The organism is Neoasaia chiangmaiensis, from assembly GCF_002005465.1.
GTDB lineage: Bacteria > Pseudomonadota > Alphaproteobacteria > Acetobacterales > Acetobacteraceae > Neoasaia > Neoasaia chiangmaiensis.
The window spans coordinates 1,374,035-1,394,892 of record NZ_CP014691.1 but is presented as its reverse complement, the minus strand read 5'-3'; the positions used below and the strand labels follow the sequence as shown (position 1 = coordinate 1,394,892).

Here is a 20,858-nt window from a genome sequence, read left to right as displayed (position 1 = left end):
GTGAGTATAATTCTTTTTGGTGCCTTCTTTCTATTGGAAAGCATGCAGTCCACCTTCGGCCTCGCAATGTTTTTCTGTTGGAGGAAAGAGCATGAAAATATCCGGCAATACGATTCTGATGACAGGCGGCGGGTCCGGCATCGGCGAGGCTCTGGCGCATCGCCTGCACGACGCGGGGAATACGGTGATTGTCGCAGGGCGTCGGGCGGAGGCGCTGAAACAGGCCTGTGAGGGCCGGGCGAACATGCACGCCGTCACGCTCGACATCGACAGCGCGGCGGAAATCGCATCCTTCGCGGCCCGCGTGACGGCAGGCTTTCCCGCACTGAATGTGCTGATTAATAACGCCGGTTTGATGCGGTTCGAAGTGCTGGATACGCACCGCGACCTTGCCGATGCGGAAGCGACGATCACGACCAATCTGCTCGGTCCGATCCGCCTGTCCAATGCGCTGACCGACCATCTGGCCAGACAGCCCGATGCCGCGATCGTCAACGTGACGTCCGGGCTGGCCTTCGTGCCGCTGATCGATACGCCGACCTATTCCGCCACGAAGGCGGCGATGCATTTCTATTCCGTCGCGCAGCGGGAGGCCCTGCGTGGCAAGGTCGAGGTCATCGAACTCGTGCCGCCCGGCGTGCAGACCGACCTGACGCCGGGACAGGCAAGCCGCTCAGGCTATATGCCGCTGAAGGACTATATCGACGAGGTGATGACCCTGCTCGGGCAGACGCCGACGCCGGCGGAAATCCTTGTCGAGCGCGTCCGGCCGCTGCGCTTCGCCGAAGCGAACGGGCAGTTCGATCAGACGCTTGCGGCGTTGAACGCGCTTGCCCGCAGCCAGCGTTAGGGCGGGCAGTCGTCAGATGGCGGTGTCGCGCGGCATGGTTTTCTTCAACGGGTAGAGCGACAGGCTTTCGACGGTCGCGGCCGCGCCGCTTGCTTCGAGGCGGAGGAAATCGAGCGGCCCGGCAGGAAAAATCAGTGCCGTGCCGACGCTCAGACCGCCATTGGCGAAGATTTCCAGGGTGGATGCATCCAGGATGACGCGAATGTCGAAATGCCGGTCGTCCGGATTCAGGACGGTCGAGAACTGCCCGGTGAAGAACGGCTGGGCAAAGCCCTTGAGATCGTTGCGATCCAGCCAGAGTTGGCCGGAGAATGCATCGAAGCCGATCGTCAGCGTCTCTCCCTGCTCATTGCCGAAAACGATGATGAAGCGACCGGTGCGCCCCTTGTCGCCGAGCGGCAGGTCGTGCGGGCGTTCGTCCACCGTGACGCTCATGGCGAGTTCGATCGCCGTGCCGGGCGGCAGTGCGACCTGCGCGCTCGATCCGGCGGCGATGCGTCGGGTGGCGAAGGGAATGGCCGTGCCGCGCAGCGTTTCGATATGGCGCGGGGTCTGCGCCAGCCTGATCCAGCCGGCGAAATCGCGTTTCAACGTCATGGTGCGAGGCAAGGTCATGGCGCCGCGCCAGCTCTGCGTCGGGAGTTCCTGACAGTATTGCCAGTTGCCGAGCCACGCGATCGATACGGCTTCGTCCTGCGGCATGTTGCTGTAGACCTGCATCGCATAGGCATCCTTGGCGAAGTCGGTCAGGCCGATGACCGTATCGTCCGGAATGAAGCGGGTGCCGTCGAATTCGCCGACGAAATACTGCGTGATGCTGCCCCCGGTCGGTCCGCCCGGATTGACGGAGACGAACAGCACCCAGCGCCTGCCGCCGCCTTCCAGTGGAACCTCGATCAGGTTCGGACATTCGTAGTCGACGCCGAACAGGCCGGAGGGACCGAAATCGCTGAGATGGACCCAGTGCGCCAGATCGATCGAGGCATAGAACGCGATCTGATGCAGGCGTGATTTGGCGACGACCATGACCCATTGTTTCGTGGGTTCATGGAAAATGACCTGCGGGTCGCGGAACGAATTGCTGCCGATATCGAGCACCGGGTTGTGCGCGTGTTCCGTAAAGGTTTGTCCGTTATCGTGGCTGATGGCGAGATACTGCGCCTGTCTGTGCGAGCTGGCGCGGGTGTAGAGCGCCGCCATGCCGCCCTGTGCATTCTCGAACAGACCGGAGGCGTTGGTCCTGTCGATGACCGCGCATCCGGTGAAGGCTTCGCCATCCTTGGTTTCCGGAATGGCGATCGGCTGGTCCTGCCAGTGCAGCAGGTCGTTGCTGGTGGCATGGCCCCAGTGCACGTGGCCGGCATAAGGCGCGAAGGGGTCATACTGGTAGTAGAGGTGGAAGTTCGTGCCGTCGAAGACCAGCCCGTTGGGGTCGTTCATGAAGCCGATGGTTGGCGTGAAATGGATCGTGGGACGATAGAAGATATCGCTTTCCGTCTTGACGACAGGGTGCGACGTGCCGCCCGGCTGATCGGCGGGCGAGGGATGCGAGGCGTTCGGCTCGGCCTTGTGTGTCGCGTCCGGTGCCTGTGGGGGCGTCGGCTTTTCGGGCGTGGAAGGTTTGGTGTCCGCCGCCCGCGCGCCGGCGCCCAGACCGGCGGCGCCGAGGGCGACGATGGAGGAGAGTGCGAAGCGGCGGCTGAGGCTTGGCGTGGTAACGTCCGTCATGTGCGGACGATACCACAAAGTGGCTAGTCGAGCCGAACGGAGGGGCGTACGAAGTTGTCGAGCCAGTCGACCACGCAGGACACGAAGCCGCGCCACGGCCCGTAAATCTCGAACTGATGCTGGCGATAGAGCGCGAGATGCCCCAGCCGCGCCGACAGGCCGCGCAGCCAGCCGCCGCCGAAGACGGTGCCGCCGGAGAAGGTGCCCCAGCCGTTATAGCTGCCGAGTGCCACGATCGCGCCCTTGTTGTGGAATGCGAAAGGCTGAAGCGGACGACTGGCGGTGATCCAGCCGGGAATCTGTCTCGCCAGATGATGTGCCTGCTGGCGGGCGGCCTGGGCCGTCGGCGCGACCGGGGCTTCCGAAATGAAGGCGCAGTCGCCCATGGCGAAGATGGCATCGTCCTCGACGGTCTGTAATGTCGGCCGGACCTCGATCTGCCCGGAGCGCGTCAGCGTCAGGCCGCCGAAACGGGTGGTGACGTCGGGTGCCTTCACGCCAGCCGCCCAGACGCGCAGGCTGGCTTCCACGCGGGAGCCGTCCTTGAGTATGAAGCCGTGTTCGTCCGCGCCGCTGACCATGGCGTTCACCTGAACCGTGACGTCCAGCGCCTCGAGTTGCTTGGTCGCGGCTTCCGACACGCTTTCGGGGAAGGCGGGGAGAATGCGTGGACCGGCCTCGAGCAGCGTCACCTTCAGCTTCGGCGGTTTCTGGCCGAAGGAATAGAGCGAGACGAGGTCCAGCGCCTTGTGCAGTTCGGCCGCCAGCTGGGTGCCGGTCGCGCCGCCGCCCACGATGGAGATGTTGAGTTCCTCGTTATCGGCATAGGCGCGCAGCAGCGCCATGCGGAACTTCTCGTTGAAGCCGTTGGCCTCCACGAGGTTGTCGATGAACAGGCAGTGCTCGGCAACACCCGGCGTGCGGAAGTCGTTCGCACGGCTGCCGATCGAGAGCACGACGGCATCGTAATGCACGGTGCGCTCGCCGAGCACTTCGCTGCCGTCCGTCGCCAGGACCGGCGCGAGGGTGAGGGTCTTGCTGCCGCGGTCGAGCGCGGTGATCTCGCCGGGCCAGAATTCGAAGTGATGGCGGCTGGCCTGCGACATGAAGCTGATGCGGTCGTTTTCGTTCTGCGCCGTGCCTGCCGCGAAGCAATGCAGCATCGGTTTCCAGACGTGCGCGAAGCTTTTGTCGACGAGCGTGATTTCGGCCTGCCCGGATTTGCCCATCCGGTCGCCGAGGCGCGAGGCCAGTGCAAGGCCGGCGACGCCGCCGCCCACGATCACGATACGGTACTTCTGCGACACGTATACTCTCCCACGTTTCCCGGCTGGCGACGCGGTTGAGTCCGGGGGCGCATGGTGCGCGCCCCGGCCACGTCGCTCAGAAAAAGCCGAGCTTCTTCTCGCTGTAGCTTACCAGCATGTTTTTGGTCTGCTGATAATGGTCGAGAACCATTTTGTGGGTTTCCCGACCGATGCCTGACTTCTTATACCCGCCAAATGCCGAATGGGCAGGGTAGGCATGGTAACAATTAATCCACACTCGGCCTGCCTGGATGCCGCGCCCCATGCGGAAGCAGGTGTTGGCGTCACGGCTCCAGACGCCGGCGCCAAGGCCGTATTCGGTGTCGTTGGCGATGGCCAGGGCCTCTTCCTCGGTCCTGAACGTGGTGACGCTCAGCACCGGGCCGAAGATCTCCTCCTGGAAGATGCGCATCTTGTTGTTGCCCTTGAAGACGGTCGGCTGGACATAGAAACCGTCGTTCAGGGACGCGCCGAGATCGGGGCGCGCTCCGCCAATCAGCAGTTCGGCGCCTTCCTGATTGCCGATATCGATATAGCCGAGGATCTTGTCCTCCTGCATCTTCGAATTCTGCGCGCCCATCATCGTCTCGGGATCGAGGGGGTTGCCCTGGCGGATCGCCTTCACGCGGGGCAGGACACGCTCCATGAAACGATCATAGATCGATTCATGGATGATGGCGCGGCTGGGGCAGGAGCAGATCTGGCCCTGGTTCAGGGCGAACATCGTGAAGCCTTCCAGCGCCTTGTCGAGGTAGTCGTCGTCATGGTCCATGACATCGGCGAAGAAGACGTTGGGCGATTTGCCCCCGAGTTCGAGCGTGGCGGGAATGATGTGCTCGGCGGCGGCGTGGGCGATCATCTTGCCGGTCGCGGTGGAGCCCGTGAAGGCGATCTTGGCGATACGATCGCTGTTCGACAGCGCCGCCCCGACGTTCCTGCCCAGACCGTTGACGATGTTCAGGACGCCGGGCGGAAAGAGATCGCCGATCAGTTCCATCACCACGAGGATGCTCGCGGGCGTTGTCTCCGCCGGTTTCAGAACCACGCAGTTGCCGGCCACCAGCGCGGGGGCGAGCTTCCACGAGGCCATCAGGATCGGGAAATTCCAGGGAATGATCTGCCCGACCACGCCCAACGGTTCATGGAAGTGATAGGAGATCGTCGTTTCGTTGATTTCGCTGATGCCCCCTTCCTGCGCACGCATGCAGCCGGCGAAGTAGCGGAAATGGTCGATGGCGAGCGGGATATCGGCGTTCAGTGTCTCGCGGATCGGCTTGCCGTTGTCCCATGTTTCCGCACGGGCGATGAGGTCGAGATTCTGTTCCATGCGGTCGGCCGCGCGGAGCAGCACGAGGGCGCGATCGGCGGGCGATGTCGCGGCCCAGCAATGTTTGGCCTTGTGGGCGGCGTCCAGCGCCAGTTCGATATCGGCGGCGGTGGAGGATGGCACTTCGCAGAGAACCTGCCCGTTGATGGGCGACGGGTTCTGGAGATAATGGCCCTCGACGGGCGCGCGCCATTCGCCACCGATATAGTTTTCGTAGCGGGGTTTGAAGGGCGGAACTTGACTGGATGCGGACATGATATGGGCGACCCTTGAGGTTGCGGACGTCGGAGCGGGCATGTCGAGGGTCGGTGTTCAATAATCGCCGTTCTGGTCGATACTGGCTGACTTGAAATGGAATAGACGGCGTTGATTATCGTACTTCGGCCCTATTCATGTCGTCGCCAGCTATTTTTCCGAATACTTTCTGGCGATGGCCGAGTCCTCTACGCTGGGAGGCTGCCAGGGCGCAACGGAGCGGTGCATCACGGGTTGGTTATGATGGCAGGCCGTGCCGCTTCCCGTTTCGGGAAATCATGGCATATCAATGGATAAGCGCCTGGCCGATTCAGGGATATCGAGTTTTTGTGACAGGTAACATCCGGTTGTGATTCCGGTTGTGATTCCGGCGGAACAATGACACAGCGGAAACCGGTGTAATTTTATCATGGATGACTCGATGCTGCGTCGCTCCCGTTTTCTTCCGGCCGTGTTTCTCGGTCTCGGCGTTTCGGCCCTTGTGCCGCAGGCGCGGGCGTGGGGGCCGTACGGGCACGCCATCGTCGCTGATATCGCGCAGGATCGTCTGACGCCCGAGGCCGCGAAGGCGGCAACGGCCTTGCTGGCGCTCGAAGGCAACCATGGTCTGGATCAGGTCGCTTCCTGGCCGGATACGATCGGTCATGTGCCCAAGAGCAAGGGCGGCATGCCGGAAACGCTCAAATGGCATTATGTGGATATCGACGTCGCCTATCCCGCCTACGATCAGTCACGCGATTGCCCCGATACGAATTGCGTGACGGAGAAGCTGCCGATGGAAGAGGCGGTTCTCGCGGATGTGCATGCGTCACCGCAGCAGCGTCTGGTGGCACTGAAATGGGTGGTGCATCTGATCGGCGATCTGCATCAGCCCCTGCATGCCGCGGAGCACGACCACGACAAGGGCGGCAACGACGTCCGGCTGACCTATTTCGGCAGCGACCATAACGGCCACATGAACCTGCATGCGCTATGGGATGAGGGCGTGATCGATCGTCAGGCCGATCTGCACGTCGGGCCGCATTACAGCATCGATTTCGCGGCGGCGCGGAAAGAAGCCGACATCCTGTCGCGCCAGATCACACCCGACGAGACGAGCTACTGGGTTGCCGGGTTCACGCCGCAGCAGATGCGCGATGCGACGATCAACTGGGTCGACGAAAGTCATTCGCTGGCACGCAGCGTGGCTTATGGCGCCTTGCCGCAGTGGCACGGTGCGGATCTGGGGCAGGATTACACGACGATCGTCTGGCCGATCATGCAGCTTCGTCTGGAACAGGCGGGCGTGCGTCTGGCGGCCGTGCTCAACGCGGCGTTGCAGGGCGGTTGACATAATTTGTCGTCAGGGAACGATCCTTCGCCCGATATGCGGCGTTAGCGGCATGACACGCTTTTCCGCCGCAAGAAGGATCGACCGCCCATGTTACGACGCGCCGCGTATCTCCTGAGCTTTCTGGTTGCGACAGGCGTAGGCCACGCGGCGCGCGCGGACGATCCGCCCAATCCGGTCCGGCATTATCATCATCTCTGGACCGACAAGGACGGCATCAGCCATCTCGCCGATTGCGAGGTGACGCATTTCTTTCTCAAGAGCATGTCGCCGCCTGCCGGTCCGCAGTGGCAGGATCCGATGAAGCCCCAGACGGCGACGATCATGTTCACGGTCCAGCCCGCGCACTGGAACGGCGCATGGCATCCGGACCCGAAGCCGCAATGGATCATCCCGCTGCATGGCAGCTGGTGGGTGCAGAGCATGGACGGGCAGAAGATCGTGTTGAACCAGGGCGATGTGTTGCTGGGCGAGGATCAGGACGTAAGACCGATGCCCAGCGGACCGTATAAGGGAAAGAAGGGGCATAATGCGGGTAATGTCGGCGACGATCCGGTGACGCTGATGGTGATCCAGTCCGCCAATCCGCCCACGATCGGCGCCCCCTGCCAGTATCACTGACGGTATCGCACAAGGAATATATCGTCGCGCCTGCTTCGCTCGGATGCCGGCGCAACTATTCACCGGGCATGGCGTCTCGACTTCGGATCCGCGTCTTTAGGCGCATGGTGATGAGGAGAGTAACGATGTCCGGTTCGAACAATCCCAACCGTAACCTGTCCAACAACAACGCCACGGGCGGCGGGACGATGTCGACACTGGGCAATGCGCGCGGTCGCATCGGTATCGTCGGGATCATCATCGTCGTTCTGCTGGCCTTGTGGTTCGGCGTCAGCCCGATGCAGGCGCTGAATCTTTTCGGTGGCAGCCAGACCACGACGACCACCCAGACCACCGCCAACCCGAACCAGCCCGATACGACGACGCAGGCACCGCGCTAGGGCCGTCGTCCGCCTCAACGCGCGCCGCGTGGGCGAGGCGGTGTGGCATCGGCCGGGTTCTCCGGCCAGTCATGCCTGGGGTAGCGACCCCGCATGTCGCGTCGCATGTCTGGCCAGCCGGTCTGCCAGAAGGCCGCGATGTCCGGCGTGATGGCCTGCGGTCGCCCGGCGGGCGATAGCAGGGAGAACTGGATCGGCACCTTGCCGTGCGCCAGTCGGGGCGTCTCGCGCATGCCGTAGAATGCCTGCGCGCGGGCGGATACGGTGGGTGTGACGGCGGTGTAGTCGATGGACAGGCGCCCGCCCGGTGTGTCCAGCGCCGGCGGTAGCGTCCGGTCGATCTGCATCAGCGTGTCGTAAGGCACGCGCGCGCGAAGGATGCTCAGGAGATCGAGGGCCTTGACCTGCGTCAGGCGTGTGATGCCCGACAGGTATGGCGCCAGCCAGTCGTCGACCGTTGCGGCCAGTCTTTCGTCTCCGCAGTCCGGGATATCCGGATCGAGATGCTGGCGGGCGAGGAGCAGGCGGGCCTGGAACTGGCGCGCGGCGTCGGTCCAGTCCAGCGTGCCGGTGATGTCGCCGCGGATTTGCGCCAACAGCAGGGTGGCGGCTTCCTCAGGCGCCAATGTGACGTTCCGGTCGCGCAGGACGAGCGCGCCGAGGCGCAGGCGCTTGCGGGCGACGATGCTTCCCGTCGTGCTGTCGAGTGTCGTTTCCACCTGCTCCGTCGTACGGTCGATCAGGGCGCGCGGCAGGTTCTCCGGGTCCAGAGGTGCTGCGAGCGTGATGTCGGTGGCGGTCCGCACATGCAGCGCGGCGGCGGCAAGGAGCGTATGGCGTGCCAGCGGATCGTTCGCGGCGACGCGTCCGCTGCCGCCGCCAGCGAGCCGGTAACGCCCCGGTTCGCCACGCGACTGCGCCACGCGGTCCGGAAAGCCGGCGGCGATCAGGGCCGCGGCCGCATTGGGATCGGGCGCCAGCCGACCACTCAGGCGGAGGCGTCGCTGATAACGCTGCGCGGACTGGCGAATGCGCGCCAGACTGGCGCGGTCTGCGTCGGGGGCATGGTCGTCGCCCGCGATCAGCGCCAATCGCGCCCGGATATCGGCGGGGGGCGTGATGGCGCGCTGTCCGGGCGCCGGGCGGGGACGCAGGGGGTCGCGTTCTTCCAGCAAGGCGGCAAGGCAGGCGGCGGTGGCCTGTTCGGCGGCTGTGCGGGCGGCGCAGAGCATGGCGGCCAACCGGGGCTGCGCGCCGAGTACGGCCATGGCCTGCCCGGTCGTCGTGATATGCCCCGCACCGTCCAACGCGCCGAGATCGCGCAGCAGGGCATCGGCGGCCTGAACGGCCCCCTGGGGTGGTGTGTCCAGCAGGGGCAGGGCATCGGGCGGAGTACCCATTGCCGCGCGCCAGGCGGCGACGTCCAGTCGATGACCGCCGAGATCCCCGTTCAGGATCTCGGGCGGGTCCTGCAGGGCCATGGCGCGCCCCGTGGCTTCCGTCCAGAGGCGGATGGCAATGCCGGGTGCCTCGCGTCCCGCACGGCCTGCGCGTTGCGTGGCGGTGGCACGCGAGATGCGGCGCGTCTCCAGTCGGGACAGGCCCGATCCGGCATCGAAGCGCGGCGTGCGATGGAAGCCGCCATCGACGACGACCCTTACGCCCGGCACGGTCAGCGACGTTTCGGCAATGGACGTCGCGAGCACGATCTTGCGTTGCGCGGCGGGGCGCAGGGCGCGGTCCTGTTCGGTGGTGGCGAGTTCGCCATGCAGGGGCAGGACGAGGGCCGGCAGGTCGGCCAGGGCGCGTTCGGCGCGTCGTATCTCCGCAAGTCCCGGCAGGAAGGCGAGGATATCGCCCTGTTCCGTTTCGAAAGCCTCCCGAACGGCGCGTGCCATGGTGTCGGCCAGTTCACGCGGGGCGGCGATATCGCGTTTCGCATGGCGGATATCGATCGGATACTGGCGGCCTTCGCTTTCGATCAGTTCGCCATCCAGCAGGCTGGCGAAGGCGCGGCCATCGGTCGTGGCGGACATGGCCACAAGCCGCAGTTCGGGGCGGAAGCTGCGTTGCAGGTCGAGGGCGAACGCCAGCGCGGTGTCCAGATCGAGCGATCGTTCGTGCACTTCGTCGAACAGGATGGCGGCCACGCCGTCCAGCAGCGGATCGGTCAGCAGGCGGCGCAGAAGCAGTCCTTCGGTCACCACCTCGATACGGGTGCTGGCCGAGACGGCGGAATCCGTGCGTGTGCGGAAGCCGACGGTATCGCCGGTTTCCTCGCCCAGCAGCGAGGCCATGCGGTGGGCGGCCGAGCGCACGGCGACGCGCCGGGGTTCGACGACGACGATGCGTCCGTCCGTGCGCCACGGGGCCTGAAGCAGGTACAGGGGTGCCAATGTCGTCTTGCCGGCACCGGGCGGCGCGACCAGCACGGCGTTGCGGCCACTGGCGAGCGCGCGTTCCAATTCGGGAAGTGCGGCTGTAACCGGAAGGTCCGGCAAAACGAAGACACTGGTGGAAGCGGGCGTGGCGTTCATATATCCGTGTATGACGCGACGGACCGGGAATGCGCAAACCTTCGGCGCCGACGCTTTGTGGAACTGGATTTTGTCGTGATGGGAAACATGTCCTTGCGTGGATTTTTGACGGGAGCGCTCGCTGCCCTGACGTTGTGCCCCCTGGCATGGGGCGGGACGGCGCATGCGGCCGAAAGCACGCCCGTGACGTCCGATCACGACGTGGCGACACTGGTGTCGGACCGCGATGCCATCGGCCCGGGTCAGGTCTTGCATGTGGGCTTGCACCTGAAGCTCAAGCCGGGCTGGCATACCTACTGGCTCAACCCCGGCGATGCGGGTGAGGCGCCCACCCTGAAAGTGACGGCGGACGGTCGGGGCCAGTCGGAAAGGATCGACTGGCCGACGCCGGTGCGCATCTCCGAAGGCGGGCTCATGTCCTATGCCTATACGGGGGATGTCCTGCTGCCGGAGGCCCTGACATTGCATGGCAATGGGGGCGCGACGCTCAAGGCGCATGCGGAATGGCTGGTCTGCGCCTCGACCTGCGTGCCGGAGAGCGGCGATTTCACGTTGGCGCTGCCCGCTGCGCCGAACGATCCCGGCGTTGGCAAAGACGGCGCGATTTTCGCCCGCGCCGCCGCCGCGCGCCCCATGCCTTCGCCTTTCGCGGCCAGTATCGCGGCGGACGGGACGCTGAGCCTGACGGGGCAGGGCCTGTCACCGCAATCGGTGGAGCGGGCGTGGTTCATGCCTGCCACGACAGGTGTGATCGATCAGGTGGCGCCGCAGAAATTCGAGGTGACGGACGGGCGTCTGGCGCTGCACCTGAAATGGATGCAGGGCGTGAAGCACGACGGGGACATGTCCGGCATTGTCGTGTTGCAGGATGCCGCCGACCAGAGCAGTTCACTCTGGATCGACGCCAGGCCGGGAGCGGGTGCCGCGGCTTCGACCCCGGTCCATGCCGCGACGGCGGCCCCGGTTGCGGCTCCGATTGCGGCCCCGGCGACGAGCCTCCCGCGCATGTTGCTGTTCGCCTTCCTCGGCGGATTGATCCTCAACCTGATGCCGTGCGTGTTCCCCGTGCTGGCGATGAAGGCGCTGTCCGTTGCGAAGATGGGCGGCGCGGGGCGGCAGGTGGCCCTGCGAAGCGCCCTGGCCTATTCCGGCGGCGTGATGGGTACGTTCGCGCTGCTGGGCGGACTTATGCTGGTGCTGCGGGCGGCGGGATCGGCGGCGGGCTGGGGCTTTCAGTTCCAGTCACCGGTTTTCGTCGTGGCGGTCTGCTGGCTGCTGTTCGCTATGGCGCTGAACCTGCTGGGTGTCTTCGAGATCACGACCGGCGGAATCGGGCAGGATATCGTGCCGAAATCCGGACTGGGCGGCGATGTGCTGACCGGCCTGCTGGCGGTCGTCGTGGCCACGCCCTGCACCGCGCCCTTTATGGGCGCGGCCATCGCGGCGGCGCTGGGCGGCCCGGCCTGGGCGGGGATTGCGATTTTCCTGGCCATGGGGCTGGGGCTGGCCGCGCCTTATCTGCTGATTGCGGGTGTTCCGGGGGTTGCGTCCCGTCTGCCGCGTCCGGGCGCGTGGATGAGTGTCATGAAGCAGTTTCTGGCATTCCCGCTGCTGGCGACCTGCGTATGGCTGCTCTGGGTGGCCGGCTTGCAGCGCGGGGCGGATGTCGTGGCGATGGCGACCGGCGGTGCCGTGGCGCTGGGATTCGCCGCGTGGTTGTTCGGCATGGCGCAGCGGCGTGCGATGATCGATGGGCCGACGCGCGGCGTGGTGTTCTCCCGCGTGCTGGCGGTCGTGACCGTTGCGCTGGCGTTCGTCGTGCTGTCGCGCGTGGCCACGGGACCGGCGGATGCGGTCGCACCCCCGGCCACGCAGGCCACCACCGCGCAGGCCGGTATCGTGCCGTTTTCCACGGCGCGTCTGGATGCCGCGCGCGCGCAGGGCAAACCTGTTTTCATCGACATGACCGCGGCCTGGTGCATCACCTGCATGGTCAACGAGCGCGTGGCGCTGGATACGGGCGCCGTGCAATCGGCGTTCAGGGACAGGGGCGTCGTGTATATGAAAGGCGACTGGACGAACCGGAACGAGGCGATTGGCGCATATTTGCGCGCGCATGGTCGTGACGGCGTGCCGCTCTACGTCTATTACCCGCCGCATGGCGATGGGCAGGTTCTGCCGCAGATCCTGTCGCCGGGACTGGTTCTGGCAACGTTACAGGGGAAAGCAGGATAATCGTGGGTGGAAAAAGCTTTGCGCTGACGGGTCAGGAGCGCGACTGGGTCAATCGTGCCGTTCAGAAGATCGAGGCGGATTTCAACCGTTCCGCCGACACGCATCTGCTGCGTGTGCCCTTGCCGGGCTTCGCGGGGATATCCTTCTATCTGAAGGATGAGTCCACCCATCCCACGGGAAGCCTCAAGCACCGCCTGGCGCGTTCGCTGTTCCTCTATGCCTTGTGCAATGGCTGGGTCGGGCCGAAGACGACGATCATCGAATCGTCCAGCGGGTCCACGGCCGTTTCGGAGGCCTATCTGGCGCGTTTGCTGGGTTTGCCGTTCGTGGCGGTGGTGCCGCGTTCGACATCGCCGGAGAAGCTCGAAGCCATTCGTTTTCATGGCGGGCGCTGCCATCTGGTGGCGGAGGCCGCGCAGGCGCATGACGAAAGCCTGCGTCTGGCCGAAGAACTTGGCGGCCACTACATGGACCAATTCACCTATGCCGAGCGCGCGACGGACTGGCGTGGCAACAACTCCATCGCGGAATCCATCTATCGCCAGATGGCGCTGGAAACCGATCCCATACCGGGCTGGATCGTCTGCGGTGCGGGCACGGGCGGCACGTCGGCCACGATCGGCCGGTATATCCGCTATCGGGGACATGGCACCCGGCTCTGCCTCGCCGATCCGGCAAGTTCCGTGTTCCATCGCCATCTGAACGATCCGCTGGTGCGGCATGTCGAGCGGTGTTGCAGCGTGGTGGAGGGAATCGGTCGCCCGCGCGTGGAGGCATCTTTCGAGCCCGCGCTGATCGACCGATGCGAGGTGATCGACGACGTGCAGAGTCTGGCGGCGGCACGCGTCCTGTCGGCGTGGATCGGCCGTCCCTGTGGCGGTTCGACCGGCACCAATGCATGGGCTTGCGCCCGTGTGATCTCGGGCATGGCGGCGCGCGGCGAGCGTGGTTCGGTGGTGTCGCTGCTCTGCGATTCCGGCGATCGTTATCAGGGCACGTATTTCAACGACCACTGGCTGGAGGCCGGGGGCTTCGACATCGCGCCGGTTGAAAACCAGTTCCGCGCCTTCCTCGGGGAAGGCATGCCGATCGAGGCCTGACGCGGGCGCCCGGTCATATGCCGTGCGCCCGCGTCAGGCTTTCGGACGCCTTGGCTCAGGCGTCCGCCCTGGCGCCGGCCTTCGTCCGGCGCGCTTTCTTCTTCGGTGCCGCGATGGCGACGGGAAGCAACGGCTTGAGGAAGCGCCCCGTGTAGCTGGCGGGTGTCGCCACGATATCTTCCGGGGTGCCTTCCGCCACGATCCGACCGCCGCCTTCGCCGCCTTCCGGACCGATGTCGATCAGCCAGTCCGCCGTCTTGATGACCTCCAGATTGTGTTCGATCACCAGCACGGTATTGCCCTGCTCGACCAGCGCATGCAGTACTTCCAGCAGCTTGCGCACGTCTTCCGTATGCAAGCCGGTCGTGGGTTCGTCGAGGATGTAGAAGGTTCGGCCCGTCGCGCGTTTGGCGAGTTCCTTGGAGAGCTTGACGCGCTGCGCCTCGCCGCCGGAAAGGGTCGTCGCCTGCTGGCCGAGGGCGACGTAGCCAAGGCCCACCTGTTGCAGGATCGCCAGCCGGTCGCGGATGCGCGGCACGGCGTGGAAGAACGGCAGGGCCTCGTCCACCGTCATGGCCAGGACATCGGCAATGGACTTGCCCCGGAATTTCACGTCCAGCGTCTCGCGGTTGTAGCGCTGGCCCTTGCAGGTGCTGCACGTCACGAACACGTCCGGCAGGAAGTGCATTTCGATCTTCAGCACGCCATCGCCCTGGCAGGCCTCGCAACGACCACCCTTGACGTTGAAGGAGAAGCGTCCCGGCTTGTAGCCGCGCGCCTTGGCCTCCGGCAGTTCGGCGAACCAGTCGCGGATCGGCGCGAACAGATCGGTGTATGTCGCGGGGTTGGAGCGTGGCGTGCGACCGATGGGCGACTGATCGATGTCGATGATCTTGTCGAGATGCTCGATCCCCTCGATGCCGCGATAGGGCAGCGGCGTCTGTCCGGAACCCATCAGCTGGCGGGAAAGCGCCTTGTAGAGCGTATCGACCACGAGGGTCGATTTGCCGCCGCCCGAAACGCCGGTGACGGCGATGAAGCAGCCGAGGGGAAAACGTGCGGTGACATCGTGCAGGTTGTTGCCGTTCGCGCCGATCAGGGTCAGCACCCGTTCGCGGTCGAAAGCTCGGCGCTGTTCGGGCACGGGAATGGCGCGGCGGCCCGAGAGGTAATCGCCGGTGATGCTCTTTTTGTTTTTGGCGACTTCGGCCGGCGTGCCGACGGCAATGACTTCGCCCCCACGCGCGCCCGCGCCCGGTCCCATGTCGATGAGGTAGTCGGCCGCGCGGATGGCGTCCTCGTCATGTTCCACGACGATGACGGTGTTGCCGAGGCGCTTGAGACGATCCAGCGTGCCGAGCAGGCGTTCGTTATCGCGCTGGTGCAGGCCGATGGACGGCTCGTCCAGAACATAGAGCACGCCCGTCAGGCCGGAGCCGATCTGCGAAGCCAGGCGGATGCGCTGGCTTTCGCCGCCTGACAGCGTGGCGGAGCCGCGGGAGAGCGTCAGGTAGTCCAGCCCTACATCGTTGAGGAAATGCAGCCGGTCGGTGATCTCCCGCAGGATGCGCCGGGCGATTTCGGCGCGCTGCGGCGTCAGCGTCGCTTCGACGGTCGAGAACCATTCCAGGGCGCGCCGGATCGTCAGGTCGGAGGCTTCCGCGATGTTGCGCTCGGCGACCTTGACGCACAGTGCCTCCGGCTTCAGGCGCGCGCCGCCGCAGGCGTGGCATGGATGGGCGGACTGGTAGCGCGAGAGTTCCTCGCGCACCCAGACGCTGTCCGTCTCCGCGATGCGGCGGCGCAGATTGTTCAGCACGCCATCGAAGGGTTTGCTGATGGAATAGGCGCGACGCTCATCGCGATAGGTGAACTCCACCGAATCCTCGGTGCCGTTGAGGATGGCGTCCCGTGTCGCGGGCTTCAGCCGGGCCCAGGGCGTGTCCATCCGTTCGCCGAAATGCCTGGCGAGGGCTTGCAGCGTCTGGTCATACCAGGGGCTCTTGGCATCCTGCCAAGGGGCGATCGCGCCTTCGTCGAGGGAGAGTTTCTCGTTGGGTACGACCAGATGCGCGTCGAAATGCGTCTCGGTACCGATGCCGTCGCAAACGGGGCAGGCGCCCATCGGCGCGTTGAAGGAGAACAGGCGCGGTTCGATCTCCTCCAGCGTGAAGCCGGAAACGGGGCAGGCGAACTTGGCGGAGAACACGACATGGGCCGGTGGTTCGGCGTCGCCGTCGCGTTTGACCTCCTCGGCATAGGCGAGGCCGTCGGAAAGATTGATGGCGGTCTCGAAGCTGTCGGCCAGACGTGACTCGATCCCTTCCTTGACGACGATACGGTCGATGACGACCTCGACCGTGTGTCGCAGCTTGCGATTGAGGTTCGGCGCCTCGGCGATATCGTGGAGTTCGCCGTCGATCTTCACACGGGCGAAGCCCTTGCGCTGCAATTCCGCGAGTTCCTTGCGGTATTCGCCCTTGCGGTCGCGGATGACCGGGGAGAGCAGCATCAATCGCGTGCCTTCCGGCATGGCCATGACGCGGTCGACCATCTGGCTGATCGTCTGCGCCTCGATCGGCAGGCCGGTCGCGGGGGAGTAGGGTACGCCCGCACGCGCCCAGAGCAGGCGCATGTAATCGTGGATTTCGGTAATCGTGCCGACGGTCGAACGCGGGTTCTTCGACGTGGTTTTCTGTTCGATGGAGATGGCCGGAGACAGGCCCTCGATCGAGTCCACGTCTGGCTTGCCCATAAGTTCCAGGAACTGCCGGGCATAAGCGGAAAGGCTCTCGACGTAGCGCCGCTGTCCTTCCGCGTAGATCGTATCGAATGCCAGCGACGACTTGCCGGAACCCGACAGGCCGGTGATGACCGTCATGGCATCGCGCGGGATATCGGCGTCGATATTCTTGAGATTGTGAACGCGCGCGCCACGGACGCGGATGGCGTGTTGAGAAAAATCGGGCATCGGTTCCGGCAGGTCTGAAGAGGATGTCACGGTGTTCTACGCGCGACGCGGCCTTCAGATTTGGGGAGAGTTCCGGTTTTGTCTACTGCCGTTCCGCCTCCGATGTGGTTTTTCGCATCGGCAGGCGCATGGCGACCAGAATGGCAAGGATGATGACACCCAGTGAAAAGCGGATAGTGTGGCCGAAGGCGTGGCTGATGGCCGGAAGCATGTCGGCTGTCGGGGCGGTCTGGGCGCCGGGATGCGCGGAAGCACCGGCGCGCGTCATTTCATGGGCCAGGATGACGGTCAGCAGTGCCGTGCCGATCGAACCGCCGACGCGTTGCAGCACGTTGAGGCCGCTGGTGGCCCGGGCGATCTCGTGACGCTGAAGCTGGGCCATCGCGGCGCTCATGCAGGGCATCATGACGCAGCCCATGCCGAGTCCGTTGAGGAAGAGGGCGCCTTCCAGCAGGGGGAGCGCCGTGTCGGCGTGGACGTCGCTCAGCACGGCCATGGCGATGGCCACCGTGCCGAGGCCGGCGAGGACGATCCGGCCTGCACCGATACTGTCCGTCAGACGCGCCGCCAGCGGCATGGCGAGCATGGCGCCGATTCCCTGCGCTGCCAGATGCATGCCTGCGCCAAAGGGAGTCTGTTGCCGGACGATCTGGAAATAAAGCGGCAGAAGCAGGGTCATGCCGAAGAAGGCCATGCCGAAAAGGAACATCGTCAGGGCGGAGGCGGCGACGGGACGACGCGCGAACAGGCGCACATCGATGAGGGCATCCGTGCGTCGGGCGGCGTGAAGGACGAAGCCGACGATCAGGATCGCGCCCGAGATCAGGCAGGCGTCGTCGCCTATGTTGCCGAGCGAGCCGGCGGCGGTGATTTCCGCCAGTCCGAACACGAAGACGGCCAGCCCCGGCGAAAGCATCAGGGCGCCGGGCCAGTCGAGTTTATGCTGCGGCCCTGGCTTGTCCGGCGCCAGAACATATTGGGCGACCGGCAGCGCGATGGCGCCGATGGGCAGGTTGACGAAGAAGATCCATCGCCATGAGACGTTATCCACCAGCCAGCCGCCGAGGATCGGCCCTGCGATCGGGCCGAGCAGCATTGGAACGCCGACGATGCCCATGACGCGCCCCATACGCTGCGCGCCGGCCGCCTGGGAGAGGATCGTCATGCCTGCCGGCATGATCATGCCACCGCCCAGGCCCTGTAGCACGCGGAAGAGGATGAGCGTGTTCATCGACCATGCCGCGCCTGAAAGCGCGGAGCCCGCCAGGAACAGCGCGATGGAGGTCAGGTAGAGCCGCTTCGTGCCGAAACGGTCCGCCGCCCAGCCGGTAAGGGGAATGACGGCGGCCAGGGCGAGCATGTAGCCGGTGGCGATCCACTGGGTGGTGTTGATGCCGACATGGAAATGCTGCGACAGATCGCGGATGGCCACATTGATGATGGTCGTATCCAGGATCGACATGATCGATCCCAGCACCACCACGGCGGCAATCTTCAGGACTTTTGAGTCAAGGGTGGGTGGGGCGCTCGCTACCTCGGCGGCGTTGCTCTCACTGCTCATGGATGAATGGATTTATTGCACATGAAGGGAAAGGTAAGGCGCAAAACGTTCTGAGGCAGCAAATTTCTTGCGACAGATCGACGGCAAAAAAAGGCGTGATGAGCAGTGGTTTTCATAAAAGACGACAGAATACAGTATGAAAGATAAAATTCCCATTGAAGTGTGGTTTAATTTCGAATAGGAGACGAAACACCAACGAAATTCGTTGATTGGCCCGGCAACGCCCTTTCGTGGTGTTCTCGAAAGGAGCAGTGGAAGCACGTCATGAAGCGCCAGCCGAAACGGTATGCCCTGATGCGATTTTGCGCTTTGGCGACGCCTTTCTGTTATGCCGCGCCCGGTGCGATCGCGGCGCCGGATACCGGTACGACGAACGAAAGCCTGATCGTGACCGGAACGCGCGAGACCCACAAGAAGGCGCGCGACAGCCTTTCGCCGATCGATATCGTCACCGGGAGCGAGCAGGCCCGGACCGGCCAGACGAACGTGACGGCGGCGTTGCAGCAACTGTTGCCATCCGTGACGCGGCCAGCCGTCGGGCAGTTCGATGGGGCGCCGACGGATTTCATCAGCTTGCGCGGCCTTAATCCGAACCAGACACTTGTGCTCGTCAACGGCAAGCGACGGCATAATTCGTCCTATCTCTATACCGATGGGTTCGCGGATTCCGCGACGCCGACCGATATCGACCTGATCGCGCCGGAGCTGATCGACCATATCGAGGTTCTGAAGGATGGTGCGGCCGCGCAATACGGGTCCGACGCGATTGCGGGTGTCGTCAACATCATCCTCAAATCCTCGGATCACGGCGGCGTGGCGCGGAGCCAGATCGGCCAGACATATGAGGGTGACGGCTTTGTGGCGCAGGCAGGGGCGCAGAAAGGACTGAAGATCGGGTCGTCGGGATTTCTCGATCTGAGCTTCGATTATCGTCATCAGGATCATACGAACCGCAGCGGGATCGACGAACGGACCGACGCGCATACGTTGCGCGTGGTCGGCGATCCGGCGACGACGCGATACGACTTCGCGATCAATGGCGGTTATACCTTCGCCAACGGAATCGAGGCGTATACGACCGAAACATACGCGCATCGTTTCACCGAAATCGCGCAGGTCTATCGCGTGCCGACGCGGCTGCCCGAATATTATCCGAACGGTTTTACGCCGCAGCAGACGGCGACCGAGAACGATTTCTCCGCTGCGATCGGCCTGCGTGGCAAAGACCTGCTGGGGTGGCGCTGGGATTTGTCATCGAATTACGGCGGCGATTACATCAACAGTAACCTCAACAACACGGCCAATCTCGGTCTGTATGCCGCCACCGGCACGACGCCGCTTTCGGTGCATCTGGCCGATTATTCCACGACGCAGCTCAACAATACATTCGACCTGAGCCGGGATGTGCATGTTCCGCTGCTGGCTGGTCCGCTGACGATCGCCACCGGCGTTGCGCATCGTTTCGAGACATACGGCACCGGCGTGGGCAGTTCCGCCTCCTATCTCTACGGCGGCAGCCAGGCGCAGGCGGGGCTTCTGCCATCCAATGCCGGGCCGCATTCGCGTGTCGTCTACAGCACCTATCTCGATCTCTCGGCGCATCTGACCCGCGACTGGCAGGCGGATCTGGCGGGGCGTTACGAGCACTACACGGATTTCGGCGATACATTCAACGGCAAGGCCTCGACGCGTTATGACATCACGCGGAATCTGGCGGTTCGCGCCACGTTCAGCACAGGCACGCGTGCGCCAAGCCTTGCCAACGAGTACTACAGCGCGTTGGCCGTGGGGCCGGAAAGTGCCAGTGGCACGCTGGCCGCGAACTCCGCGGCCGCGCGCCTGCTGGGTGCCACGCCGCTGAAGCCGGAGCATGCGACGAACATCACGGCCGGCGTGGTATATTCGCCGATCGAGCATCTGCATCTGACCCTGGACGCCTATCAGATCGATATCCGCGACCGTATCGTCAGTGGGCCCGGAATTTCCGGCGATGCGGCACTGGCGGCGTTGCGCGTGCAAGGTATTGCCGTATCGTCGAGCCTGACGCCGGATGACGTTTCGGCATCGTTCTTCACCAATGCCGCGGCAACACGCACGCGGGGCCTCGACATCACGGCAACCTACACGACACGCTGGGAATCGTTCGGACGCATCGACTGGGACGTTTCCTTCAACGCGAACGATACATCCATCCGGCATGTGAATACGTTGGCGAACGGCCTGTCGGATCTGAATGCGCAGACTGCCGCCTATCTGACAGGCAGCACACCAAAGAACAGGCTGATTTTCGGTGGTCGCTGGCAATCGTCGTCAGGCCGCTGGGATGTCGTTCTGCATGAGCAACGATATGGTCAGACAACGGACGCGTTGACGTGGTATGACGGTCCTTACGCGTATTCGACCACGAATTTCAATTCGATCACGAATCATCCACGCTGGATCACGAATCTGGAATTGGGTTTCCGGCCCATCGACCGGCTTCATCTCGCCGTCGGCGCCAATAACCTTTTCAACCGGTACCCGACGCGCATTCCTGCCGTCAACGGTTATTACGGCTCAGGACGATATGACGGGTCGGCCAGCCAGATCGGCGTCAATGGCGGTTTTTATTACGCACAGGTCAGCTACGACCTCTGACGGTCGGCTGGCGGTTCAT

13 protein-coding genes are annotated in these 20,858 nt (G+C 64.3%); 7 read left to right on the top strand and 6 right to left on the bottom strand.

What is annotated here, in order from left to right:
• Positions 1-91 precede the first annotated feature (91 nt).
• A complete protein-coding gene (locus A0U93_RS06590) occupies positions 92-850 on the top strand; it encodes an SDR family oxidoreductase (protein ID WP_077806636.1) in 759 nt (252 codons plus the stop codon).
• Positions 851-862: 12 nt separating this feature from the next.
• On the opposite strand, the gene A0U93_RS06585 is transcribed toward A0U93_RS06590, so the two are convergent.
• The 3 genes from A0U93_RS06585 to exaC form a co-directional block, all read right to left on the bottom strand.
• Positions 863-2,578 (bottom strand): glycoside hydrolase family 32 protein, encoded by a 1,716-nt coding sequence (locus tag A0U93_RS06585; RefSeq protein WP_077806635.1) that lies wholly within the window; start codon positions 2,576-2,578, stop codon positions 863-865.
• 23 nt (positions 2,579-2,601) lie between these two features.
• On the bottom strand, positions 2,602-3,885 hold the full coding sequence (locus A0U93_RS06580) for an NAD(P)/FAD-dependent oxidoreductase (RefSeq protein ID WP_077806634.1): 1,284 nt from the start codon (positions 3,883-3,885) through the stop codon (positions 2,602-2,604).
• 76 nt (positions 3,886-3,961) lie between these two features.
• Entirely contained in the window at positions 3,962-5,467 is a 1,506-nt protein-coding gene (exaC, locus tag A0U93_RS06575) for an acetaldehyde dehydrogenase ExaC (RefSeq protein WP_077808385.1), read from the bottom strand.
• Between the two features lie 409 nt (positions 5,468-5,876).
• Here exaC and A0U93_RS06570 point away from each other — a divergent pair, with 409 nt between their 5' ends.
• The 3 genes from A0U93_RS06570 (at position 5,877) to A0U93_RS06560 (ending at position 7,798) form a co-directional block, all read left to right on the top strand.
• Entirely contained in the window at positions 5,877-6,797 is a 921-nt protein-coding gene (locus A0U93_RS06570; protein ID WP_245825134.1) for a S1/P1 nuclease, read from the top strand.
• Between the two features lie 90 nt (positions 6,798-6,887).
• The gene (locus tag A0U93_RS06565) at positions 6,888-7,418 is read left to right on the top strand and encodes a cupin domain-containing protein (RefSeq protein ID WP_077806633.1); all 531 of its coding nucleotides are present in this window, start codon (positions 6,888-6,890) and stop codon (positions 7,416-7,418) included.
• A 125-nt stretch (positions 7,419-7,543) separates the two neighbouring features.
• Complete coding sequence (locus A0U93_RS06560) at positions 7,544-7,798, top strand: neutral zinc metallopeptidase (RefSeq protein WP_077806632.1); 255 nt, start codon at positions 7,544-7,546, stop codon at positions 7,796-7,798.
• Between the two features lie 14 nt (positions 7,799-7,812).
• Here A0U93_RS06560 and hrpB read toward each other — a convergent pair whose 3' ends face one another.
• Positions 7,813-10,335, bottom strand: a complete 2,523-nt coding sequence (gene hrpB / locus A0U93_RS06555; RefSeq protein WP_077806631.1) for an ATP-dependent helicase HrpB — start codon at positions 10,333-10,335, stop codon at positions 7,813-7,815.
• 78 nt (positions 10,336-10,413) lie between these two features.
• On the opposite strand from hrpB, the gene A0U93_RS06550 reads away from it, so the two are divergent.
• Together A0U93_RS06550 and A0U93_RS06545 are read left to right on the top strand one after the other, a co-directional pair.
• On the top strand, positions 10,414-12,570 hold the full coding sequence (locus tag A0U93_RS06550; RefSeq protein WP_245825132.1) for a protein-disulfide reductase DsbD family protein: 2,157 nt from the start codon (positions 10,414-10,416) through the stop codon (positions 12,568-12,570).
• A 2-nt stretch (positions 12,571-12,572) separates the two neighbouring features.
• Positions 12,573-13,670 (top strand): PLP-dependent cysteine synthase family protein, encoded by a 1,098-nt coding sequence (locus A0U93_RS06545; protein WP_245825131.1) that lies wholly within the window; start codon positions 12,573-12,575, stop codon positions 13,668-13,670.
• A 55-nt stretch (positions 13,671-13,725) separates the two neighbouring features.
• Here A0U93_RS06545 and uvrA read toward each other — a convergent pair whose 3' ends face one another.
• Positions 13,726-16,641: an excinuclease ABC subunit UvrA gene (uvrA, locus tag A0U93_RS06540; protein ID WP_077806629.1), complete on the bottom strand. Its 2,916-nt coding sequence runs from the start codon at positions 16,639-16,641 to the stop codon at positions 13,726-13,728.
• A gap of 82 nt (positions 16,642-16,723) precedes the next feature.
• Positions 16,724-18,202: a DHA2 family efflux MFS transporter permease subunit gene (locus A0U93_RS06535; RefSeq protein WP_077806628.1), complete on the bottom strand. Its 1,479-nt coding sequence runs from the start codon at positions 18,200-18,202 to the stop codon at positions 16,724-16,726.
• A 264-nt stretch (positions 18,203-18,466) separates the two neighbouring features.
• Here A0U93_RS06535 and A0U93_RS06530 point away from each other — a divergent pair, with 264 nt between their 5' ends.
• Entirely contained in the window at positions 18,467-20,839 is a 2,373-nt protein-coding gene (locus A0U93_RS06530; protein WP_211274055.1) for a TonB-dependent receptor plug domain-containing protein, read from the top strand.
• Positions 20,840-20,858 lie beyond the last annotated feature (19 nt).